The sequence below is a fragment of the Aromatoleum buckelii genome, from assembly GCF_012910785.2.
GTDB lineage: Bacteria > Pseudomonadota > Gammaproteobacteria > Burkholderiales > Rhodocyclaceae > Aromatoleum > Aromatoleum buckelii.
Genome location: NZ_WTVH02000010.1, coordinates 768,863 through 788,607 on the forward strand (window position 1 = coordinate 768,863; position 19,745 = coordinate 788,607).

A 19,745-nucleotide genomic window follows, 5' to 3' on the forward strand; every position below is an offset into this window, starting at 1 on the left:
ATTATGCGCACACCGTTTTCTTGTGATTCCGACCTGGGTAAGGGATTCGGGAGCCGCTTCGAGATTTTGCCCGCGCTGGATCAATCCACGCGCGACCAAGTCTTCACGATTCGGCATGAGGTGTACTGCGAAGACCTCGGCTTCGAGCCGCTGCGCGAGGATCGGCATGAAACCGACGAATACGATCGCCACAGCGTTCATTGCCTGCTGCGCACATCAGACGCCTCCCATACGCTCGTCGGCTGCACCCGGTTGGTCCTCGCGCGCCCCGAGGACCCTGCTCATCCTTTTCCGTTCGAGAGCACTTGCCGGGCGAACCTGGATCAGCACACGATCGATTCGCGTGCTCTGCCGCGACACAAGATCGCGGAAGTCTCCCGGCTCGCGGTCAGGCAAATGTACCGTCGCCGTCGCGGTGAAAAGCACACCGAGATGACGCTGCGAAACCGCGACTTCGGCTCGAGCGCGAGCCCGCGTTTTCCATTCATCCCGGTCGGTTTGTATCTGGGGACGATGGCACTGGCTGAGCAATGCGCCATAGAAAAGGTTTTCGTTATCACCGAGCCGCGCCTCGCCGCCCATTTGTCCCGGCTGGGTTTCAGTATCGTGCAGGTCGGGCCGCCGATCGAACATCGCGGCACCCGAGTACCGTCGATGATGGACGTAGAGCAGAGCAAGGAAGGGCTGCGTTCGCTGATTCGCCCGATGTGGGAGCTTATCCGCGGCGGCGTCATGGCGGGCTACGAGGGGAGGCGGGCGGCGATGGTCGCTACCTGAGGAGCGGAGATCTCTTGGCCCTATCTCGTGTCCTGCCCTGATCGGCAGCACAATGCCGGCGAACTACTGTCCCAGGGCGGACATCAGCGAGTTCCGCTCGTCGCGTGACTCGGCAACGATTTCCGCGACCGCAATGGAGGCGGCTGGCTGCGTGGCAGGGGTTTCCCCCGGGCGCGAAAACGGATTGGGATGGGTGCTGAGCCGGTTCGCCAAGTGGAGAACGTTTGCCAGGGTGGCCGGAGAGTCGCCTTCGTACGCCGTCTCGCAGCCGGAGATCGCGTCGAGAATGGCATCGGGCGCATCGAGTGCGCCGAGCACGGCGTGGCCGACGGCCGCATGCCATTCGGAAAGCAGGCGGGAGAGGTCGTCTTCGTGGGCGACTCCGGGATGGCGGGCAACGCGCGACAGCAGATAGAAGTAACCGACGTCGTGCACGAGGCCGGCGAACATCGCCTCGTGCGGGTTGAAACGGGTCAGCTTGCGGGCGATGACGAACGACAGGGTGGCGACGTCGAGGCTGTGTTCCCAGAGTCGGCGTGCTTTGCTGGCATAAGGGGCCATTTCCCTGTCGAGCATCAGCTGCTCGATCGCGACGGAAATCGCAAGCGCGCGAATTGCCGAAAAACCGACACGAATCACCGCGCTCCTGACATCGCAGACATCGTTTCCGGAAAAATTCAGCGCGGCCGAGTTGGCGAGGCGGATGACTTTGGCCGATACCAGCGGCTCGGCCCCGATGACGCGCGCGAGTTCATCGACGGTCAGCATCGGGTTGTCGAGCGCCGTCCGGATCTTCATCGCCGCGTCCAGAAAGGTCGGGAAAGTGATGTCGCCGGATGAGAGGTCGTCCGCGATCTGGATCAGGAAGCGCTGTGGGGAAACGTCGTTCGCCATCGTCGATGAATGCAGGCTTTCACGAAGTCGCGCGGCTTATCGCAGCACCATGTTGTCGCGGTGAACCAGTTCGGGTTCGTCGATGTAGCCGAGCAGCTTTTCGATCTCGGTGCTCGATTTGCGCGCGATGCGGCGGCACTCGCTGCTGCTGTAGTTGATGAGGCCGCGCGCGACCTCGTCGCCGGTGGCGCTGCGGCAGGCAACCGCTGCGCCGCGCTCGAATTCGCCCCCGACTTCGACGACCCCCACGGGCAACAGGCTGCGCCCGCTGCGCAACGCGGCGATCGCGCCTTCGTCGAGGATGAGGTCGCCGGCGAGCTGCAGGTGGTCGGCGAGCCATTGCTTGCGTGCCTGCAGCGGCGAGCTGGTCGCGTAGAGCAGGGTGCCGAGCGGTTCGGCCTGCGTGAGGCGGATCAGCGCGTCGGCTTCGTTGCCGCTCGCGATGCACGTGTGCGCGCCGCTTCGCGCCGCACGCTGGGCGGCGCGAATCTTCGTGATCATCCCGCCCCTGCTGATGCCGGTGCCGGCGCCGCCCGCCATCGCCTCGTACGATCTGTCCTCGGCGCGGCCTTCGGAGACGAGCGTTGCAGTGGGGTCGCAACGCGGGTCGGCAGTGTACAAGCCTTGCTGGTCGGTGAGGATCACCAGCGCATCCGCTTCGATGAGGTTCGCGACCAGCGCGCCGAGCGTGTCGTTGTCGCCGAACTTGATCTCGTCGGTGACGATCGTGTCGTTCTCGTTGATGATCGGCACGACGCCCAGCTCGAGCAGCGTCGTCAGCGTCGAACGTGCGTTCAGGTAGCGCTTGCGATCGGCGAGGTCGTCGTGGGTCAGTAGGATCTGCGCGGTGTGGAGATTGTGACGCGAAAAGGCGTCCTCGTAGGCTTCGACGAGGCCCATCTGCCCGACCGCCGCCGCGGCCTGCAGCTTGTGCATTTCGTGCGGGCGCTTTTGCCAGCCGAGGCGCTGCATTCCCGCGGCGATCGCGCCGGACGATACCAGCACGACCTGCTTGCCCGTGGCACGCAACGCGGCGATCTGGCGCGCCCAGTCGCCCATCGCCGCTTTGTCGAGTCCGGCGCCGTTGTTCGTGACGAGTGCGCTGCCGACTTTGACGACGAGGCGGCGCGCGTTGCGGATCTTGTCTCTCATGACGGACTGCGAAGGTTCCTAATGATTGGGCCGGTGGGTGTCCTGCTCATCGGTGGGATCGTTCTCGTTCCCGTCGCGGTCGTCGTCGCCGGTGCCAGTGTCGCCTTCGGCGAGGAGCGCCTGCAGCCGTGCCTGGTAGGCCGCTTCGACGCGGGCTTCGGCTTCGGCCGCGGCGAGCGTTTCCGCATGGGTGCGGGCCGCTTTCTCGGCTTCCGCCTGGGCACGCCCGGCATCGAGGAAGTCCTGGATCGCGAAGACCAGCTTCCTGCAGCCGTCACCGGTCAGCGCCGAGATCTCGAAATGGCGTTCGACCGGCCCGTAGGCTTCGAGGAAGGCGGCGACGCGCGCGGCGCGTTCGTCTTCGGGAATCAGGTCGAGTTTGTTCAGCGCAAGCCAGCGCGCCTTGTTGTACAGCGATTCATCGTACTTGCGCAGTTCCTCGACGATCGCCTTGGCGTCCCGCACCGGATCGGCGTCGGGATCGAACGGCGCGAGGTCGACGAGATGCAGCAGCACGCGCGTGCGCTGCAAATGGCGCAGGAACTGGTGGCCGAGCCCATGCCCTTCAGCCGCCCCTTCGATCAGCCCGGGGATGTCGGCGATGACGAAGCTGCGGTTCTCGTCGGTGCGCACGACGCCGAGGTTCGGCGCAAGCGTCGTGAACGGATAGTCGGCGACTTTCGGCTTGGCCGCCGAGACTGCGCGGATTAACGTCGACTTGCCGGCGTTCGGCATGCCGAGCAGGCCGACGTCGGCCAGCACTTTCAGTTCGAGGCGCAGCGCGCGACGCTCGCCTTCCTCGCCCATCGTGCGCTTGCGCGGGGCGCGGTTGACGCTCGACTTGAAGTGGAGGTTGCCCAGGCCCCCCTTGCCGCCGCGCGCGATGATCGCCTGCTTGCCGTCCTCGTCGAGGTCGGCGACGAGTTCGCCGGTTTCGAGATCGGTGATCACCGTGCCGACCGGCATGCGCAACACGATGTCTTCGCCGCCCTTGCCGTAGCAGTCCTTGTTGCCGCCGTTCTCGCCGCGTTGCGCGCGATGCATGCGCGTGAAGCGGTAGTCGACGAGCGTGTTGAGGTTGCGGTCCGCGAGCGCATAGATACTGCCCCCGCGGCCGCCGTCGCCGCCGTCCGGGCCGCCGCGCGGTACGAATTTCTCGCGCCGGAACGACGCCGACCCGTTGCCGCCGTCGCCGGCCATGACCTCGATGCGTGCTTCGTCAATGAACTTCATGATGATGATGTGCCTGTGGCAAAAACAAAAAAGCCCTACCGCAAGGATAGGGCTTTTCGAACCGGAACGCCGCCGGGTTTCAGGCGGCTTCGGGCACGATGACGACGGTGCGGCGGCGCTGCGCGCCCTTGATCGTGAACTGCACGGTGCCGTCTTTCAGGGCGAACAGCGTGTGGTCCTTGCCGATGCCGACGTTTTCGCCCGGATGGTATTCGGTGCCGCGCTGGCGAACGATGATGTTGCCGGCGAGCACGAACTGGCCGCCATAGCGCTTGACGCCGAGGCGTTTCGATTCCGAGTCGCGGCCGTTACGGGAACTGCCGCCAGCTTTTTTGTGTGCCATGTCGAATTACCTCCGGGCTCAGGCCGAGATCGCTTCGATGCGAAGCTCGGTGTAGTTCTGGCGATGCCCCTGATGCTTCTGGTAGTGCTTGCGGCGGCGCATCTTGAAAATCTTGATCTTGTCGTGACGGCCGTGGGACACCACGGTCGCCGTGACGACGGCGCCGGAAACCACCGGAGTGCCGATCTTGACCGACTCCCCCTCACCGACCATGAAAACCTGGTCGATGGTGATTTCGGAGCCCACGTCTGCCGGTATCTGTTCTACCTTGATCTTTTCGCCGGCTGCGACGCGATACTGCTTGCCGCCGGTTTTTATCACCGCGTACATGGTGTTGCTCCAGTTGATGGGTTTGCAAAAGAATCGAGCACTCTAATTGCGAAGTGGATGATAGTCAAGGATTTCAAGGCTTTCAGCCGGTTAACGGAGGCGGCGGCGGAGTTCGCGGGGCAGGGCGGGCATGACCACCACTGCGAAGCCCGGGCGAGTGCTTTTGCCATTTCGGCAGGCTGGGACAGCCTGCGCCCGGCCGCCGCGCTACAGCAACCCGCGCTCGGCGAACGACAGGGGCTGCGCGTGGGCGGTGACGATGAAGTGATCGAGGACGCGGATATCGACGAGTTCGAGCGCCTGTTTGAGACTGCGCGTCAGCAGTTCGTCCGCAGGGCTCGGCTCGGTGGCGCCCGAAGGGTGGTTGTGCGCGAGAATCACTGCTGCCGCGTTGTGCGTCAGCGCGAGCTTCACGACTTCGCGCGGGTAGACGCTGGTCTGCGTCAGCGTGCCGCGGAACAGTTCGACCGCTTCGATCAGGCGATTGCGCGCATCGAGCAGCAGCACGTGGAACACCTCGTGCGGCAGCGAGCCGATGCGCAGGCGCAGCCAGTCGCGCACCGCCAGCGGTGATTCGAACACGTCGCCAGCGTTCATCTGCTCGGCCAGCGCGCGCCGCGCCAGTTCCATGACCGCCTGCAGTTGGGCATACTTTGCGAGGCCCATGCCTGGGATCGCGGAAAATTCCGCGGCAGTGGCGGCGCACAGGCGGGTCAGCGAGCCGAACTGTTGCAGCAGCTCGCGCGCGAGATCGACCGCGCTTTTTCCGCGCATGCCGACGCGCAGGAACAGCGCGAGCAGTTCGGCGTCGGACAGCGCGGCAGTGCCGCGAGTGAGGAGTTTCTCGCGCGGGCGCTCGTTTTCCGGCCAGTCGGTGATTGCCATGGGGTAGCGGGTGTGAGGATGTATTCGTTAATTATACGGAATATGCCATGAGCGAATTGAGCGGGCGCCGGATCGTGCTTGGCGTCACCGGCGGAGTTGCCGCGTACAAGGCTGCCGAACTCGTGCGGCTGCTGGGAAAAGCGGGGGCCGACGTGCACGTCGTGCTGACCGCCGGCGGCGCGCGTTTCGTCACGCCGGTGACTTTCCAGGCGCTGTCGGGCAACCCGGTGTGGTCGGATCTTTGGGACCCGCGCGTCGAAAACAACATGGCGCATATCGACCTGACGCGTGGCACCGACGCTATCGTGATCGCGCCGGGGACGGCCGACGTCATCGCGAAGCTCGTCCACGGCATCGCCGATGATCTGCTGACGACGCTGTGCCTCGCGCGCGAGTGCCCGCTGCTCGTCGCGCCGGCGATGAACCGCCAGATGTGGGAGCACCCGGCGACGCGGCGCAATATCGCGCAGCTCGCCGCCGATGGTGCCACGGTGGTCGGCCCGGCCGCCGGGGACCAGGCCTGCGGCGAGACCGGCATGGGCAGGATGCTCGAGCCTGACGAACTGCTCGAGCACCTGATCGCTTTTTTCCAGCCGAAGCTGCTCGCCGGGCGCAAGGTCGTGATGACCGCGGGGCCGACGTTCGAGGCCATCGATCCGGTGCGCGGCATCACGAACACGAGTTCCGGCAAGATGGGCTATGCGCTCGCGCAGGCCTGCCGGCGCGCCGGTGCCGAAGTCGTGCTCGTCAGCGGGCCGACCGGACTGCCGGCGCCGCTCGGCGTCGAGCGCGTCGACGTGTGCAGCGCGCTGCAGATGCGCGATGCCGTTGTCGCGGCGCTGCCGGGGGCCGACGTCTTCATCGGCGTCGCCGCGGTCGCGGATTACCGGCCGCTGTCCGCAGCCGAGCACAAGGTGAAGAAGTCGTCCGCCGAGCTCACGCTGACGCCCAACCCGGACATCCTCGCCGAAGTCGCAGCACGCCCGGATGCACCGTTCTGCGTGGGTTTCGCCGCCGAAAGCCGCGAGCTCGATGCGTACGCCGAAGGCAAGCGGCGCGCCAAGCGCCTGCCGATGCTGGTCGGTAACCTCGTGCAGGACGGGCTCGGCAGCGACGACAACCAAGTGATCCTGTATGACGACGCCGGTCGTCATCCGCAGCCGCGCGCGCCGAAAACCGTCGTCGCGCAGAAGATCGTCGAGCATCTGGCCGGTCTGCTGGCGATGCGGGCGACCCGCCTGGCGAGATGAGCGCGACCGAGGTGTTATGACGCGGGACCAACGGGCGCGATAATCGATAAAAGTCATTTTGTTTGCTGCGGCGGCTTGTGGACTGCGCGGGCGACGATTCAAGTTCCGAGGGGAAAATGCACCGAATAGATGTCAAGATTCTCGACGACCGCCTGCGCACCCATGCGCCCGCGTATGCGACGCCGGGTGCAGCCGGGCTCGACCTGCGCGCGTGCCTGAACGCACCGGTGACCCTGCACCCGGGCGAAACCACGCTGATTCCGAGCGGGCTCGCGATCCACCTCGCCGATCCCGGCCTCGCGGCGATGGTGCTGCCGCGCTCCGGCCTCGGTCACAAGCATGGCATCGTGCTCGGCAACCTCATCGGTCTGATCGACTCGGACTACCAAGGGCAGATCTTCGTGTCGGCCTGGAACCGGGGGCGCGAAACCTTCACGGTCCAGCCGATGGAGCGCATCGCGCAGCTGGTGGTCGTGCCGGTGTTGCAAGTCGGTTTCAACATCGTCGATGAATTCCCGCAGAGCGATCGCGGCGCGGGCGGGTTCGGCAGCACCGGCAAGCACTGAATGCGTCACGGAGTTCCGGTCGGCGTACACGTCATCGTCGAGCGGGACGGCGAAGTGCTGCTGCTCAGACGCGCGGGCACTGGGTTTTTCGACGGGTTGTACAGCCTTCCCGGCGGCCATGTGGAGCCCGGTGAATCGCTGCTCGAAGCGGCCGTGCGGGAAATGTCCGAGGAAACCAGGCTTTACTTGCATGCGGATGCGCTCGAATACGTCGGCGTCGTGCACCGCCGCTCCGACACGAACCGTGTCGATTTCTTCGTCCGCGCCGGCCGCTTCACCGGCGAGCCGCAGATTCGCGAGCCGGACAAATGCGACCGGCTCGGCTGGTTCGGGCGTGACTGCCTTCCCAGGGCGACCGTTCCCTACATCCGCAGCGCCCTGGCCGAGCGTCCGATGCCGTGGCTGCTGGAACTCGGGTGGCAGGACGACGCGTGAGCCGGGTGCCCGTCAGGCCGCCTGGTCTGCGCGTCCGCGCTTTTTGCTCCACATGTTGCAAAAACGCAGTTCGGTCGGATATGGGAAGAAATCCTCGAGGTAACCCTTGCGGATCGAGGCCTGCACGTCCTGCCAGAATTTGGCGTCGAGCAGGTCGCGGTGGTGCTTGAGGAAAGCTTTGCGCACGCGCGGGGCGCCGAGCAGGAACGTCGCGAATTCTTCCGGGAAAACGTCCATCGGACCCGCCGAATACCACGGCTCGGCGGCCATCTCCATCTCCGGATACGGCGCCGGCGGGATCCTGCGGAAGTTCATCGCCGTCATGTACTCGATCTCGTCGTAGTCGTAGAACACGACGCGGCCGTAGCGCGTCACGCCGAAGTTCTTCCACAGCATGTCGCCGGGAAAGATGTTGGCGGTCGCCAGCTCGCGGATCGCATTGCCGTATTCGCGCACCGCGTATTCGACCTGGTCGTCGTTGGCACGCTCGAGGTAGATGTTCAGCGGCGTCATGCGGCGTTCGATGTACAGGTGCTTGATGATCACCGAGTCGCCTTCGATCTCGAATGACGACGGCGCCAGCGCGCGCAATTCGTCGAGCAGCTCGGGGTGAAAGCGCGACAGCGGCAGCGCGGCGTACGAGAACTCCAGCGTGTCCGCCAGGCGTCCGACACGGTCGACCTGCTTCACCATCAGATACTTGCGCTTGACGGTCGCGCGGTCCATGTTTTTCGACGCGCCGAACACGTCCTTGATAATCTTGAACACATATGGGTAGGACGGCAGCGTGAACACCAGCATCACGAGGCCGCGGATGCCGGGCGCGACGATGAACTGGTCGTTCGAGTGGCGCAGGTGCGCGATGAGGTCGCGGAAGAACATCGTCTTGCCCTGCTTGCCGAGCCCGAGCATCGTATAGAGTTCGGAACGGTGCTTGTTCGGCATGATCGAGCGCAGGAAGTGGACGTAGCCGGACGGCACTTCCATATCGACGAGAAAATACGCGCGCGACAGCGAGAACAGCACCGAGATGCGCCACGGGTCGAGCAGGATCGTGTCGGCTTCGAGCCGGCCGGCGGGGTTGTGGCGCACTGCCAGCGCGAACGGATATTCCTGGTAGCCGTTGATCGCCTTGCCGATGATGTAGGCGGTCTTGTTGCGGTAGAACGCCGAGTACAGCACCTGGATCTGGCAATTGACTTCCATGTCGGGCCATTCGCCGAGGTGTTCGTGCACGGCGCGCAGGATGTTGTCGATGTCGCGGTCCAGATCCGCGAACGGCCGCTGCCAGTCGAAATCCTCGATGATCCGCCGCGCCGTGGTGCGCAGGCCTTCGTCCTGCGGGTAATAGCTGCTGTAGACCGGCGGATAGGATTCGATGTATTCGGTCGAGACGGCGGGGCGCGCGAACAGGTAGTCGTTGTTGAAATACGTGCGGTGCAGGATCTTGCAGCACACCGAATTGAAGAAGGTCTCGGCGAGCTCGGGCTGCTTGTGCCGCATCAGGATGCCGATGTACTGGAGCTTGAGCTGCTGCCAGGTGCTGTCGTCGAGCGAATCGGCGTCGAACTCCTCGTGCAGTCGCCGGACCGCCTCATCGACGCGCTCGTCGTAGAACTGCACCCGCTCGCGCACCGCGTCGATCTGCGCCTGCCAATCGGCGGCCTCGAAGCTTTCCTTGGCGCGGCGCGAGGTCTCGCGGAAGATCCGGTAATGCTTGTTGAAGCCTTCGATCATCGCCTGGGCGATCGATTGGGCGACCGGGTTTTCCCCGACGGGTGCGTCCATGGGTTCCTCGTCTCGGTGATGAGGTGCGACGTTGGCGCGCAGCAGCGTGACGCCGCCCATTTTATCCCGAAACCTGATAGGGGTTGGCTGGAGCACCCCTCCCGACCCGGTCGCAGAACCGCTCGTACCGGTAGGTCGATCGTGGATATCTTGTATCTTATACAAGAGTAAGATTGTGCGGCTGGCGGCAACCGGCTGCACTCGCAGGTCTATAATCATGCGCCGTCAGGAAATGAGCGGATGCGATCAGGCCTTCAGGGCCGTGTCTCGTCCTGTTTTTGCGTCCGTCAGGCTTCGCACAGGGCAAAATAACGAGGGAGAAATGCATGACAACGAAGAGTCCGACCATCATCTACACGCTCACCGATGAGGCGCCGCTGCTGGCGACCTACTCGCTGCTGCCGATCATCGAGACGTTTGCCCAGCCTGCGGGCATCAATATCGCGAAGAGCGACATCTCGGTCGCCGCTCGTATCCTTGCCGAATTTTCGGACTACCTGACCGACGCGCAGAAGGTGCCCGACAACCTCGCCGAACTCGGCCGGCTGACGCAGGATCCGGACACCAACATCATCAAGCTTCCCAACATCAGCGCCGCCGTGCAGCAGCTCACCACTGCGATCGCCGAGCTGCAGCAGAAGGGTTACGCGATTCCGAACTATCCGGAAACGCCGAAGACCGACGAAGAAAAGATCATCAAGCAGCGCTACGGCAAGGTGCTCGGCAGCGCGGTCAACCCGGTGCTGCGCGAAGGCAACTCGGATCGCCGTGCGCCCCCCGCGGTCAAGCGCTATGCGCGCAAGCATCCGCACTCGATGGGCGAGTGGAGCATGGCGTCGCGCACCCACGTCGCGCACATGAAGAGCGGCGACTTCTACCACGGCGAGAAGTCGATGACGCTGGATCGTGCCCGCGACGTAAGGATGGATCTCGTCACCCGGCGTGGTGAGACCATCGTGCTCAAGCCGAAGGTCGCGCTGCTCGACGGCGAGATCATCGACTCGATGTTCATGAGCAAGAAGGCGCTGTGCGCGTTCTACGAAGAGCAGATGGAAGACGCGCGCAAGACCGGCGTGATGTTCTCGCTGCACGTCAAGGCGACGATGATGAAGGTTTCGCACCCGATCGTGTTCGGTCACGCGGTCAAGATCTTCTACAAGGAGGCTTTCGAGAAGCACGGCAAGCTCTTCGACGAGCTGGGCGTCAACGTCAATAACGGCATGTCGAACCTCTACGAGAAGATCGCGACGCTGCCGGAATCGAAGCGCGACGAGATCGTGCGCGACCTGCACGCCTGCCACGAGCACCGCCCGGAACTGGCGATGGTCGACTCGGCCAAGGGCATCACCAACCTGCACGCCCCGAACGACGTGATCGTCGACGCCTCGATGCCGGCGATGATCCGCATCGGCGGCAAGATGTGGGGTGCCGACGGCAAGCCGAAAGACACCAAGGCCGTCATGCCGGAGAGCACTTTCGCCCGGATCTACCAGGAGATGATCAACTTCTGCAAGACCAACGGCAACTTCGATCCGACGACGATGGGAACCGTGCCGAACGTCGGCCTGATGGCGCAGCAGGCCGAGGAATACGGTTCGCACGACAAGACTTTCGAGATTCCGGAAGCCGGCGAGGCGCGCATCGTCGATATCGCCACTGGCGAAGTGCTGCTGACGCAGAACGTCGAGGAAGGCGACATCTGGCGCATGTGCCAGGCCAAGGACGCTGCGATCCGCGACTGGGTCAAGCTGGCCGTCAACCGTGCCCGCAACTCCGGCATGCCGACGCTGTTCTGGCTCGATCCTTATCGTCCGCACGAGGCGGAGCTGATCAAGAAAGTCGAGACCTATCTCAAGGATCACGACACGAGCGGGCTCGACATCCAGATCATGTCGCAGGTACGGGCGATGCGTTACACGCTCGAGCGCGTCATTCGCGGCCTCGACACCATCTCGGTGACCGGCAACATCCTGCGCGACTACCTGACCGACCTGTTCCCAATCATGGAACTGGGCACCAGCGCGAAGATGCTGTCGATCGTGCCGCTGATGGCCGGTGGTGGGATGTACGAAACCGGCGCGGGCGGTTCGGCGCCGAAGCACGTGCAGCAGCTGGTCGAGGAAAACCACCTGCGCTGGGATTCGCTCGGCGAGTTCCTCGCGCTGGCGGTGTCGCTCGAGGACATGGGCATCAAGACCGGCAACGACAAGGCCAAGCTGCTCGCCAGAACTCTCGACGAGGCGACTGGAAAACTGCTCGACAACGACAAGTCGCCGTCGCGCAAGACCGGTGAGCTGGACAACCGGGGCAGCCACTTCTACCTTGCGCTGTACTGGGCGCAGGCGCTGGCGGCGCAGGACGACGATGCGGAACTGAAGTCGCGTTTCGCGCCGGTGGCGAAAGCGCTGGCCGAGAACGAGCAGAAGATCGTGGACGAACTGCGTGCACCCCAGGGACGTCCGGCCGATATCGGGGGTTACTACCTGCCCGATCCGGCGAAGACCGGCGCGGTGATGCGCCCGAGCGCGACATTCAACGCGATTCTGGCGGAAGCCTCGGCCTGAGCGTGGCGAAGCGCCCGCCGCGGAAGGGGCGCGCGCAGGCGGAAATCCTGGCGCCGGAAGAAGGCGCCGGGGTTTTGCGCCATAATTGATATCCCGAGTGGGGGAGGAGCATCATCCGCATACGTCGTCCCCGCGGGCGCCCGCGTGCGAGGTGATTCCCCAAGCTGCCAGTCGAAGGTTTTCAGTGCAAAACTGAGTCAATCGAATCGAGTCCACATAGAGGGAGTAGGCATGAGCACATCTCACATCACGGTCCCGGCCGCCGGTCAGAAAATCATTCCCGGCCAGCCCATCCCCGACAATCCGATCATCCCGTTCATCGAAGGTGATGGCATCGGTGTGGACATCACCCCGGTGATGATCAAGGTCATCGATGCGGCAGTCGCGAAAGCCTATGGCGGCAAGAGAAAAATCCACTGGATGGAAGTCTATGCCGGTGAGAAGTCGACTCAGGTCTACGGCCCGGACGAGTGGCTGCCGAAGGAAACCTTCGACGCGCTCAAGGAATACTCGGTGTCGATCAAGGGCCCGATGACGACTCCGGTCGGCGGCGGCATCCGCTCGCTGAACGTCGCGCTGCGCCAGGAACTCGACCTCTACCAGTGCGTGCGTCCGATCCAGTACTTCAAGGGCGTGCCTTCGCCGCTGAAGAACCCGGAACTGACCAACATGGTGATCTTCCGCGAAAACACCGAGGACATCTACGCCGGCATCGAGTGGCAGGAAGGCTCGGAGCAGGTCCGGAAGATCATCGCGTTCCTGCAGAACGAGATGGGCGTCAAGAAGATCCGCTTCCCGGATACGTCCGGCATCGGCATCAAGCCGGTTTCGGTCGAAGGCACGCAGCGCCTGGTGCGGGCCGCGCTCAAGTACGTGATCGACAACGATCGCAAGTCGCTGACGATCGTGCACAAGGGCAACATCATGAAGTTCACCGAAGGCCTGTTCCGCGACGTGGCCTACGAGCTGGCGCAGAAGGAATTCGGCGCGCAGCCGATCGACGGCGGCCCGTGGTGCAAGTTCAAGAACCCGAACACCGGCCGCGAAATCGTCGTCAAGGACTCGATCGCCGACGCTTTCCTGCAGCAGATCCTGCTGCGTCCGGCCGAGTACGACGTGATCGCGACGACCAACCTGAACGGCGACTACATCTCCGACGCGCTGGCTGCCCAGGTCGGCGGCATCGGCATCGCCCCGGGCGCGAACATTTCCGACCAGTACGCCTGCTTCGAAGCGACGCACGGTACGGCGCCGAAATACGCCGGCCTGGACAAGGTCAACCCGGGTTCGCTGATCCTGTCGGCCGAGATGATGCTGCGTTTCATGAAGTGGACGGAAGCGGCCGATCTCGTCATCAAGGGCATGGAAGCCGCCATCGGCGACAAAGTCGTGACCTACGACTTCGCGCGCCTGATGGAAGGCGCCCAGGAAGTGTCCTGCTCCGCGTTCGGCGACGCGATGATCGCGCGCATGTAACTCGCGGTCCGTCGATACACCTCGCAGCCCCCGAAAGGGGGCTTTTTGCGTTTACGGCGAACGTTCGCGCCGTTCCCCGGGAGGTTCGCCTACCGGCGTTCGCTGACCCCGTGGCGGCGGTCGAGGCGATTCATCACATGGACGTAGATGCCGATGATGACCAGGTAGGTCAGCAGCGATCCCTGGGCAAAGATGTAGAAGCCGAGAGGGAAGCCCAGGAAGGAGTACCGGTTGAGTTCGTCGGCGAAGTAACCCGCTCCGAACGTGACGAGGAACCAGACGGAGAGCAGCGCTACCGTGAGCTGCAGGGTGCGGCGCCAGTAGGTCCGCTGTTGTTCGGTCAGTTTCATTGTTCCAGCCGAAGGTCCGGATGAGCGCAACAGGGAGCGCATGTGGTCGGGGAGCAGCGTCCCCGGCGCATGCGCCCGGTTCTCCCGGTGCGGGAGGCGTCCTGCGCTATTGGCCGGAACTTCGCTCGGCGTGGAGCTTTGCGAGCCGCTGCTGCACCTCCTGCGGGGCGGGCTCGTGGCCGCTCGCGACGAGCACGAATTCGCTCTCGCCGGCGCAGATCGCTTTGAGCCGCGCCTCGAAGCCTTCCATCTCGGCCATCGGCACGGTCGCAGTGAGCACTGTCCACCCGCTCGCCGGGCTCTCGGTGGCCGTGAGTCGGCCTCGGCGCGCGGCGAACTCGGCGGTGATGTCGCCGAAATGGCTGTCCTCGATTTTCACGGTGACCGTCACCAGCGGTTCGAGCACGACCGGCCGCGCGGCGAGCAGGGCGTCGAGCGTCGCGTGGCGCCCGGCGGTGACGAACGAGATTTCGTTCGAATCCACTGCATGGTGCTTGCCGTCGGTCAGCACGACGCGCACATCCTGCACCGGGAAGCCGGACAACGCTCCTTCGGCGAGCGCCTGGCGCACGCCTTTCTCGACGGCCGGGAGGAAGTTCGTCGGGATCGCGCCTCCTTTGACCTCGTTGCCGAGTTCGATGCCGGATCCGCGCGGAAGAGCCTCGACGCGGAGCGCGACCTCGCCGAACTGGCCGGCGCCGCCGCTCTGCTTCTTGTGGCGGTAGCGCGCCTCCGCGGTGGCGGCGATGGTTTCGCGATACGGCACCGTCGGCGTCGCAGTGTCGAGTTGCAGGTTCCAGCGCGTGCGCAACTGCTCCAGCACGATCTTGAGATGCAGTTCTCCGAGCCCCCTGATCACCGTCTGGCGCGCCTGGTGATCGAACCCCACTTCCAGGCACGGATCCTCGTCGACGAGCCGCGCCAGCGCTTCGGCCAGTTTCTGTTCGTCGCCATGTTTTCGGGTGATCAGCGCGAGACCGAACACCGGCTGCGGATAGCGTGGCGCGGCGAGATGGTAGGTGTCTTCGTCGTGGGAGTCGTGCAGCACGGCGTCGGGGTGGATGTCGTCGACGCGCGCGACGGCGCAGATATCGCCCGGCACGCCGACCGGCGTCTCGACCTGGTTCTTGCCCTGCAGGCGCAGCAGATGCGCCACCTTGAAGCTCTTGCGACTGTCGCCGATATAGAGCTGGGTGTTCGGGCCGAGCGTGCCCTGGTGGATGCGGAACAGCCCGAGCTTGCCGCGGTACGGATCGTTCGCGACTTGGAACACATGCGCGATGACGTGGCGGGCGGGATCCGGCGCGACTTCGACCGGCTGCGCCTGGCTGCCTTCTCCTTTGAGAAAGCGCGGCGGATTGCCTTCGGTCGGGTCCGGCATCAGGCGGCCGAGAATGTCGAGCAGCTCGTTCACGCCGGCGCCGGTGCGCGACGAAACGAAGCACACCGGGATCAGATGGCCTTCGCGCAGCGCCTGTTCGAACGGCGCGTGAAGCTGCTCGGGGTCGAGCGATTCACCCTGCTCGAGATAGCTTGCCATCAGCGCTTCGTCGAGTTCGACGACCTGATCGATGATCGCCTCGTGCGCCGCGGCGACCGACGAAAATGCGGTTTCGGCATCGTGGTCGGGCGCGAAAAAGCAGTCGATGACCCGGGTGCGGTCGGCGGCCGGCAGGTTGACGGGCAGGCATTCGCGACCAAAGGTCCTCGTCAGTTTCTCCATCAGCGCAGTGAGATCCGCGGTGCTCGCAGCGTCGATCTTCGATACGACCACCAGGCGGCACTTGTCGGTCGCGGCGTCCATCATCCGGCGCGTGCCGCTTTCGATGCCCGCCTGTGCGCTGACGACGACTGCCGCCGTCTCGACCGCGGGCAGCGCCGACAGCGCCCGTCCGGCGAGATCCGGCAGGCCCGGGGTGTCGAGCATATTGACCCAGTGCCCGGCCCATTCGAAGTGCGCAATCGATGTAGCAAGGGAATGGCCCATCGCCTTTTCCTGCGCGTCGAAGTCGCTGACCGTGTCACCGCGTTCGATGCTGCCAGCCGCGCCGATCGTCCCCGATGCGGCGAGCAGCGCTTCGAGCAGAGTCGTCTTGCCCCCGCCGGAATGGCCGAGCAGGGCGACGTTGCGGATGTCGTGTACAGAGGTCGGTGTCATGGCGTTGTCCTCCCGTTGTCGTTTGACTAGAGTTTCCGCCTGTCGCGCCGCGCGTGCAACGCCCGCAGGTCGGACAGGCCCGTTCAGGCGCTGCGCAGTCCGAACAGCCGCGTCGCCGCGATCGCCAGCAGCGGCAGCGACAATCCCAGCAGCGTGACGGTGATGAGCAGTACGCCGAGTTCGGAATAATCGGCCGGAATCGTCACGGCACCACTGGCCGGGTCGCGCACTTCGCGGCTGACGGTGAAAATCTCGTTCAGGTATTTCGTGCCGAGCTGCGCCGCCGACAACGCGAGGTTCGTGAACGACGCCATCACCGCAAAGAACGTCGCCTTCAGGTGAGCGGGCGCAGAATTCGCGATCCACGCGAGCATCGGCACCATCGACACCTGCCCGAGCGGCGACTCGAGCGCGGTGTTCGCGATCGCGATGAAGCGCGCGTCGATGAGCCCCCCGGTGAGCCGCGCGGTCCATTCGTGCAGGCCGTAGAACATGCCGACGATCGGCGCGGACAGCAGCGTCGCGGCAACGGTCAGCACGATGACGATCTGCGCGATCGATTTTTCCGCCATGAAGCGGCGAAACAGGAACAGGCCGGCGAGTGTCAGCGTGCTCGTGATCAGGTCGAGCCGCGACAGGAAGCTCTGGTCGAAGCCGAGCACATCGATCATCCACCAGCTCGCGCCGGCCCCCGGGGTCGGCATCGCGCGAAAGACGAAGATCACGATGACGGTGCCGAGCAGCGTGCGCGCCGCCTCCGGGGCGAGTTCGCGCAGCAGCTTCGCGATCATCACGCCGATGATCGCGAACGACGACGCGAAGATCAGCTCCTGGCCGTACGGCATACCGGACAGCCCGACGCCGAGGGTGAGCGCGACGAACACCGCGCTGCCGCCCAGGATCCACCAGTTCGGCGCCGTTTTTTCCTGGGGAGCGTGCACCAGGCGATCGACTTCCGCGCGGCTGTGCCCGAGCGCCTCGAGTCGCCGCGCCTCGCGCCGCTTGAGCGCCCCGGCGAGCAGCACGCCGCTGATCGACAGCAGCGGGATCACCAGCGCGAGCTCGTAGATGCGCACGTAGATCTCGACTTTCGCGGACTCGGGCAGGGTTTCGGCGCCCTGGAACATCGCGACGTTCGCGAGCGACACCAGCACCGTGCCGCCGATGATCGCGACGCGCCCGAGCATCTGCATCGTCGTGTGCATCAGCTTTACCGTCTCGGCCGGGTAGGGGGCGCCGTCGGCGTCGAGGCGCGGCACCGCTTCGACCGTCATCGCGTCGGCGACCGCGTCCTGCATCACGTAGCCGAGCGGCGCGAGCAGCGCAGACACCACGAACCACGCTTCGGCGCTCATCACGGTGCGCATCTCGTCCGGCCGGGAGATCAGCCCGATCATGATCGCGAGGCTCGTCGCAATGAGGGCCGCGCCGAGATAGACGAACCCGGCCTTGTGCCGCCACATCAGGTCGACGAGATGGCCGATCGGCATCTTCAGCGCCCACGGAATGCCGGCCCAGAAGCCGAGCGCGGCGAGAAAAGCCGCCGACAGGCCGAGGTAGTCCTTGACGAAGAACGTGCCGACGATCCCGGTCAGGCCCGACACACCGGCTGCGACATACACCATCAGCGGCGGCAGGTACGACAGCCGCATCTCGCGGCCGAGTTCCAGGATGTTGCGGTCGAACCAGCGGTACAGGGCAGTGCTCAAGGTGGAGATTCCGGTGGTCAGGGGGCGGATCGGGTTGACGGGGAAAACGAAAGGGGAAAGCGGTGCGGCGGCACGTCAGCCGATCAGCCGCTCGAGCCATGGCAGGACCCACGGCAGCGAGGCGGCGGTCAGCAGTCCGTTGAGTCCCATGCCGAGCGCGGCGAACGCACCCGCCTGTTCGCTGACCTGGAACGCGCGTGCCGTGCCGATGCCATGCGACGCAATGCCGATCGCGAAGCCGCGCACTGCGTGGTCGTCGATGCGCAGCATCCCGTAGACATAGCGCGCGCAGATCGCGCCGAGGATGCCGGTGCAGATCACCAGTACCGCGGTGAGCGACGGCAGGCCGCCGAGACGCTCGGCGACCCCCATCGCGATCGGCGTCGTGACGCTCTTCGGCGCAAGCGACATCATCGACTCGCGGCTCGCCCCAAGCAGCGCCGCAATGCCGACCGCCGTCAGCGCCGCGGTCAGCGACCCGGCGACGAGTGTGGCTAGCAGCGGCACCAGCATGCTGCGCAAGCGCCCCCACTGCGCATGCAGCGGGATCGCCAGCGCGACAGTGGCCGGGCCGAGCAGGAAATGCACAAACTGAGCACCGTCGAAATAGGTTCCGTACGGGGTGTCAGTCACACTCAGCACAAGCACCAGCATGACCACCGCGAGCATCACCGGGTTCAGCAGGGGATGATGGTTCGCGCGGCGGTACAGCCACAGCGCTGCCTGATACGCGAGCAGCGTCAGCGTCAGGCCGAGCAGCGGCGTCGTCGACAGATAGACCCAGACCTCGCCGAGCACCGGCGTCATCGGGATTCTCCGTGACTCGGTGTGCGGTGCGTCAACCTTTGCAGCAGCAGCGCGGCGACTGCGATCGACAGCAGGGTGCTGAACACCAGCGCCACGGTCAGCGGCAGCCACTCGTCGGCGAGCCGCTGGAAATGCAGCATGACGCCGGTGCCTGCCGGTACGAACAGTAGCGACAGGTGCTGCAGGACGCCGTTCGCAGTGGCGCGCAATTGTTCGCCGGGCCCGCTCCTCACGATCAGCGTGACGAACAGCAGGCCCATGCCGACGACCGGACCCGGGATCGGCAGATTCAGCCCGCGCACCGCCACTTCGCCGACGAGCTGGAACACGAGGAGTAGCGTGAGGGCGCCGATCATGAAGTCTCTCCGGAGCTGGCCGAGCGGGATGATCGCGACATTCTAGCGGCACCGTGCGGCGTCCGTCCCCGCAGAGCGGCGAACGCGCAGGTAACGGGCTGGGCCGGCGGGCGCCAGGCTCGTATGACGGATCGCCCCGCGGCAGGGCTGCGATTGCCCGGTATTGCCGACACCTGCCCGAACGCCCTATCGTTGCGGCTCGATGACAGTGGCGATGGCACGAGGAGATGGCAATGACGATGGTCGAAACGGCGCGCGGCACGGTGCATGAATGGCAACGGGATCACATGGGGCATATCAACATCCGCGCTTACATGGAATTCCACGATGCGGCGAGCTGGCAGTTCTACGCGATGCTCGGGCTGTCGGCGTCGCTGTTGCGCAGCGGTGCGGTGAATCTGGCGATGGTGCAGCAGAACATCAGCTACCAGAAGGAGCTGTATCCGGGCGACACGGTGTTCGTGCGCAGCGGGGTGCTCGAAATGCGGGAAAAAGTGGTGCGCTTCCGCCATGAAATCGTCAACACCGAAACCGGCGAAGTCTGCTCGACTTCGGACTGCACTGTCGTGTGCCTGAATCCGGTGACACGCCGCTCGCAGCCGTTCCCGCCGGAGGTCGCGCTGCACGCCGAGGAGTTCAGGTTGCCGATGGTGCAGTAGCGCGTGTCGCAGC

The 19,745-nt window shown here is 64.9% G+C and carries 19 protein-coding genes; 7 read left to right on the forward strand and 12 right to left on the reverse strand.

Annotated features, from left to right (window positions below):
• The first annotated feature begins 3 nt into the window (after window positions 1–3).
• Window positions 4–777: a PEP-CTERM/exosortase system-associated acyltransferase gene (locus GO608_RS14360; protein WP_169197699.1), complete on the forward strand. Its 774-nt coding sequence runs from the start codon at window positions 4–6 to the stop codon at window positions 775–777.
• A gap of 63 nt (window positions 778–840) precedes the next feature.
• Here the strand turns inward: GO608_RS14360 and GO608_RS14365 are convergent, their stop codons facing one another.
• The 6 genes from GO608_RS14365 to radC all read right to left on the reverse strand — a co-directional run bounded on the left by GO608_RS14365 (window position 841) and on the right by radC (window position 5,614).
• The gene (locus GO608_RS14365) at window positions 841–1,671 is read right to left on the reverse strand and encodes an HDOD domain-containing protein (protein ID WP_169197700.1); all 831 of its coding nucleotides are present in this window, start codon (window positions 1,669–1,671) and stop codon (window positions 841–843) included.
• Window positions 1,672–1,707: 36 nt separating this feature from the next.
• Window positions 1,708–2,823, reverse strand: coding sequence for a glutamate 5-kinase (gene proB / locus GO608_RS14370; protein WP_169197701.1), 1,116 nt, complete (start codon window positions 2,821–2,823; stop codon window positions 1,708–1,710).
• 18 nt (window positions 2,824–2,841) lie between these two features.
• The gene (gene obgE / locus GO608_RS14375) at window positions 2,842–4,056 is read right to left on the reverse strand and encodes an Obg family GTPase CgtA (RefSeq protein ID WP_169197702.1); all 1,215 of its coding nucleotides are present in this window, start codon (window positions 4,054–4,056) and stop codon (window positions 2,842–2,844) included.
• A 79-nt stretch (window positions 4,057–4,135) separates the two neighbouring features.
• A complete protein-coding gene (gene rpmA / locus GO608_RS14380) occupies window positions 4,136–4,399 on the reverse strand; it encodes a 50S ribosomal protein L27 (protein ID WP_011236299.1) in 264 nt (87 codons plus the stop codon).
• A gap of 18 nt (window positions 4,400–4,417) precedes the next feature.
• Complete coding sequence (gene rplU, locus GO608_RS14385) at window positions 4,418–4,729, reverse strand: 50S ribosomal protein L21 (RefSeq protein ID WP_053419788.1); 312 nt, start codon at window positions 4,727–4,729, stop codon at window positions 4,418–4,420.
• 207 nt (window positions 4,730–4,936) lie between these two features.
• A complete protein-coding gene (gene radC / locus GO608_RS14390; protein WP_169197703.1) occupies window positions 4,937–5,614 on the reverse strand; it encodes a RadC family protein in 678 nt (225 codons plus the stop codon).
• Window positions 5,615–5,661: 47 nt separating this feature from the next.
• On the opposite strand from radC, the gene coaBC reads away from it, so the two are divergent.
• The 3 genes from coaBC to GO608_RS14405 all read left to right on the forward strand — a co-directional run bounded on the left by coaBC (window position 5,662) and on the right by GO608_RS14405 (window position 7,865).
• Window positions 5,662–6,864: a bifunctional phosphopantothenoylcysteine decarboxylase/phosphopantothenate--cysteine ligase CoaBC gene (gene coaBC, locus GO608_RS14395; protein WP_169197704.1), complete on the forward strand. Its 1,203-nt coding sequence runs from the start codon at window positions 5,662–5,664 to the stop codon at window positions 6,862–6,864.
• A gap of 116 nt (window positions 6,865–6,980) precedes the next feature.
• Complete coding sequence (dut, locus tag GO608_RS14400) at window positions 6,981–7,430, forward strand: dUTP diphosphatase (protein WP_169197705.1); 450 nt, start codon at window positions 6,981–6,983, stop codon at window positions 7,428–7,430.
• Window positions 7,431–7,865: an NUDIX hydrolase gene (locus GO608_RS14405; protein WP_169197706.1), complete on the forward strand. Its 435-nt coding sequence runs from the start codon at window positions 7,431–7,433 to the stop codon at window positions 7,863–7,865.
• Between the two features lie 12 nt (window positions 7,866–7,877).
• Here GO608_RS14405 and aceK read toward each other — a convergent pair whose 3' ends face one another.
• A complete protein-coding gene (gene aceK, locus GO608_RS14410) occupies window positions 7,878–9,653 on the reverse strand; it encodes a bifunctional isocitrate dehydrogenase kinase/phosphatase (RefSeq protein WP_169197707.1) in 1,776 nt (591 codons plus the stop codon).
• A gap of 326 nt (window positions 9,654–9,979) precedes the next feature.
• Here aceK and GO608_RS14415 point away from each other — a divergent pair, with 326 nt between their 5' ends.
• Both GO608_RS14415 and icd read left to right on the forward strand, forming a co-directional pair.
• Window positions 9,980–12,217 carry an NADP-dependent isocitrate dehydrogenase gene (locus GO608_RS14415; RefSeq protein WP_169197708.1) on the forward strand — a complete coding sequence of 746 codons (2,238 nt, stop codon included), beginning with the start codon at window positions 9,980–9,982 and terminating at the stop codon, window positions 12,215–12,217.
• A 231-nt stretch (window positions 12,218–12,448) separates the two neighbouring features.
• The gene (gene icd / locus GO608_RS14420; RefSeq protein WP_169197709.1) at window positions 12,449–13,693 is read left to right on the forward strand and encodes an NADP-dependent isocitrate dehydrogenase; all 1,245 of its coding nucleotides are present in this window, start codon (window positions 12,449–12,451) and stop codon (window positions 13,691–13,693) included.
• Window positions 13,694–13,782: 89 nt separating this feature from the next.
• Here icd and GO608_RS14425 read toward each other — a convergent pair whose 3' ends face one another.
• The 5 genes from GO608_RS14425 to GO608_RS14445 form a co-directional block, all read right to left on the reverse strand.
• Entirely contained in the window at window positions 13,783–14,043 is a 261-nt protein-coding gene (locus GO608_RS14425) for a DUF4212 domain-containing protein (RefSeq protein ID WP_169197710.1), read from the reverse strand.
• A 106-nt stretch (window positions 14,044–14,149) separates the two neighbouring features.
• Entirely contained in the window at window positions 14,150–16,201 is a 2,052-nt protein-coding gene (gene fusA / locus GO608_RS14430; RefSeq protein WP_169197711.1) for an elongation factor G, read from the reverse strand.
• Between the two features lie 83 nt (window positions 16,202–16,284).
• On the reverse strand, window positions 16,285–17,910 hold the full coding sequence (locus GO608_RS14435; protein ID WP_169197712.1) for an MFS transporter: 1,626 nt from the start codon (window positions 17,908–17,910) through the stop codon (window positions 16,285–16,287).
• A gap of 75 nt (window positions 17,911–17,985) precedes the next feature.
• Window positions 17,986–18,717: an LrgB family protein gene (locus tag GO608_RS14440; RefSeq protein WP_169197713.1), complete on the reverse strand. Its 732-nt coding sequence runs from the start codon at window positions 18,715–18,717 to the stop codon at window positions 17,986–17,988.
• Window positions 18,714–19,073: a CidA/LrgA family protein gene (locus GO608_RS14445; RefSeq protein WP_169197714.1), complete on the reverse strand. Its 360-nt coding sequence runs from the start codon at window positions 19,071–19,073 to the stop codon at window positions 18,714–18,716. Before GO608_RS14445 ends, GO608_RS14440 begins: the two co-directional genes overlap by 4 nt.
• A gap of 233 nt (window positions 19,074–19,306) precedes the next feature.
• Between GO608_RS14445 and GO608_RS14450 the strand changes: the two genes are divergently transcribed.
• Window positions 19,307–19,732, forward strand: a complete 426-nt coding sequence (locus GO608_RS14450) for an acyl-CoA thioesterase (RefSeq protein ID WP_011236286.1) — start codon at window positions 19,307–19,309, stop codon at window positions 19,730–19,732.
• Window positions 19,733–19,745: the final 13 nt, after the last annotated feature.

Excerpts from the sequence above, each read along its gene's own strand:
- GO608_RS14360 (WP_169197699.1), top strand. The coding sequence starts at position 4 with ATGCGCACACCGTTTTCTTGTGATTCCGACCTGGGTAAGGGATTCGGG.
- GO608_RS14365 (WP_169197700.1), bottom strand. The coding sequence starts at position 1,671 with ATGGCGAACGACGTTTCCCCACAGCGCTTCCTGATCCAGATCGCGGAC.
- proB (WP_169197701.1), bottom strand. The coding sequence starts at position 2,823 with ATGAGAGACAAGATCCGCAACGCGCGCCGCCTCGTCGTCAAAGTCGGC.
- obgE (WP_169197702.1), bottom strand. The coding sequence starts at position 4,056 with ATGAAGTTCATTGACGAAGCACGCATCGAGGTCATGGCCGGCGACGGC.
- rpmA (WP_011236299.1), bottom strand. The coding sequence starts at position 4,399 with ATGGCACACAAAAAAGCTGGCGGCAGTTCCCGTAACGGCCGCGACTCG.
- rplU (WP_053419788.1), bottom strand. The coding sequence starts at position 4,729 with ATGTACGCGGTGATAAAAACCGGCGGCAAGCAGTATCGCGTCGCAGCC.
- radC (WP_169197703.1), bottom strand. The coding sequence starts at position 5,614 with ATGGCAATCACCGACTGGCCGGAAAACGAGCGCCCGCGCGAGAAACTC.
- coaBC (WP_169197704.1), top strand. The coding sequence starts at position 5,662 with ATGAGCGAATTGAGCGGGCGCCGGATCGTGCTTGGCGTCACCGGCGGA.
- dut (WP_169197705.1), top strand. The coding sequence starts at position 6,981 with ATGCACCGAATAGATGTCAAGATTCTCGACGACCGCCTGCGCACCCAT.
- GO608_RS14405 (WP_169197706.1), top strand. The coding sequence starts at position 7,431 with ATGCGTCACGGAGTTCCGGTCGGCGTACACGTCATCGTCGAGCGGGAC.
- aceK (WP_169197707.1), bottom strand. The coding sequence starts at position 9,653 with ATGGACGCACCCGTCGGGGAAAACCCGGTCGCCCAATCGATCGCCCAG.
- GO608_RS14415 (WP_169197708.1), top strand. The coding sequence starts at position 9,980 with ATGACAACGAAGAGTCCGACCATCATCTACACGCTCACCGATGAGGCG.
- icd (WP_169197709.1), top strand. The coding sequence starts at position 12,449 with ATGAGCACATCTCACATCACGGTCCCGGCCGCCGGTCAGAAAATCATT.
- GO608_RS14425 (WP_169197710.1), bottom strand. The coding sequence starts at position 14,043 with ATGAAACTGACCGAACAACAGCGGACCTACTGGCGCCGCACCCTGCAG.
- fusA (WP_169197711.1), bottom strand. The coding sequence starts at position 16,201 with ATGACACCGACCTCTGTACACGACATCCGCAACGTCGCCCTGCTCGGC.
- GO608_RS14440 (WP_169197713.1), bottom strand. The coding sequence starts at position 18,717 with ATGACGCCGGTGCTCGGCGAGGTCTGGGTCTATCTGTCGACGACGCCG.
- GO608_RS14445 (WP_169197714.1), bottom strand. The coding sequence starts at position 19,073 with ATGATCGGCGCCCTCACGCTACTCCTCGTGTTCCAGCTCGTCGGCGAA.
- GO608_RS14450 (WP_011236286.1), top strand. The coding sequence starts at position 19,307 with ATGACGATGGTCGAAACGGCGCGCGGCACGGTGCATGAATGGCAACGG.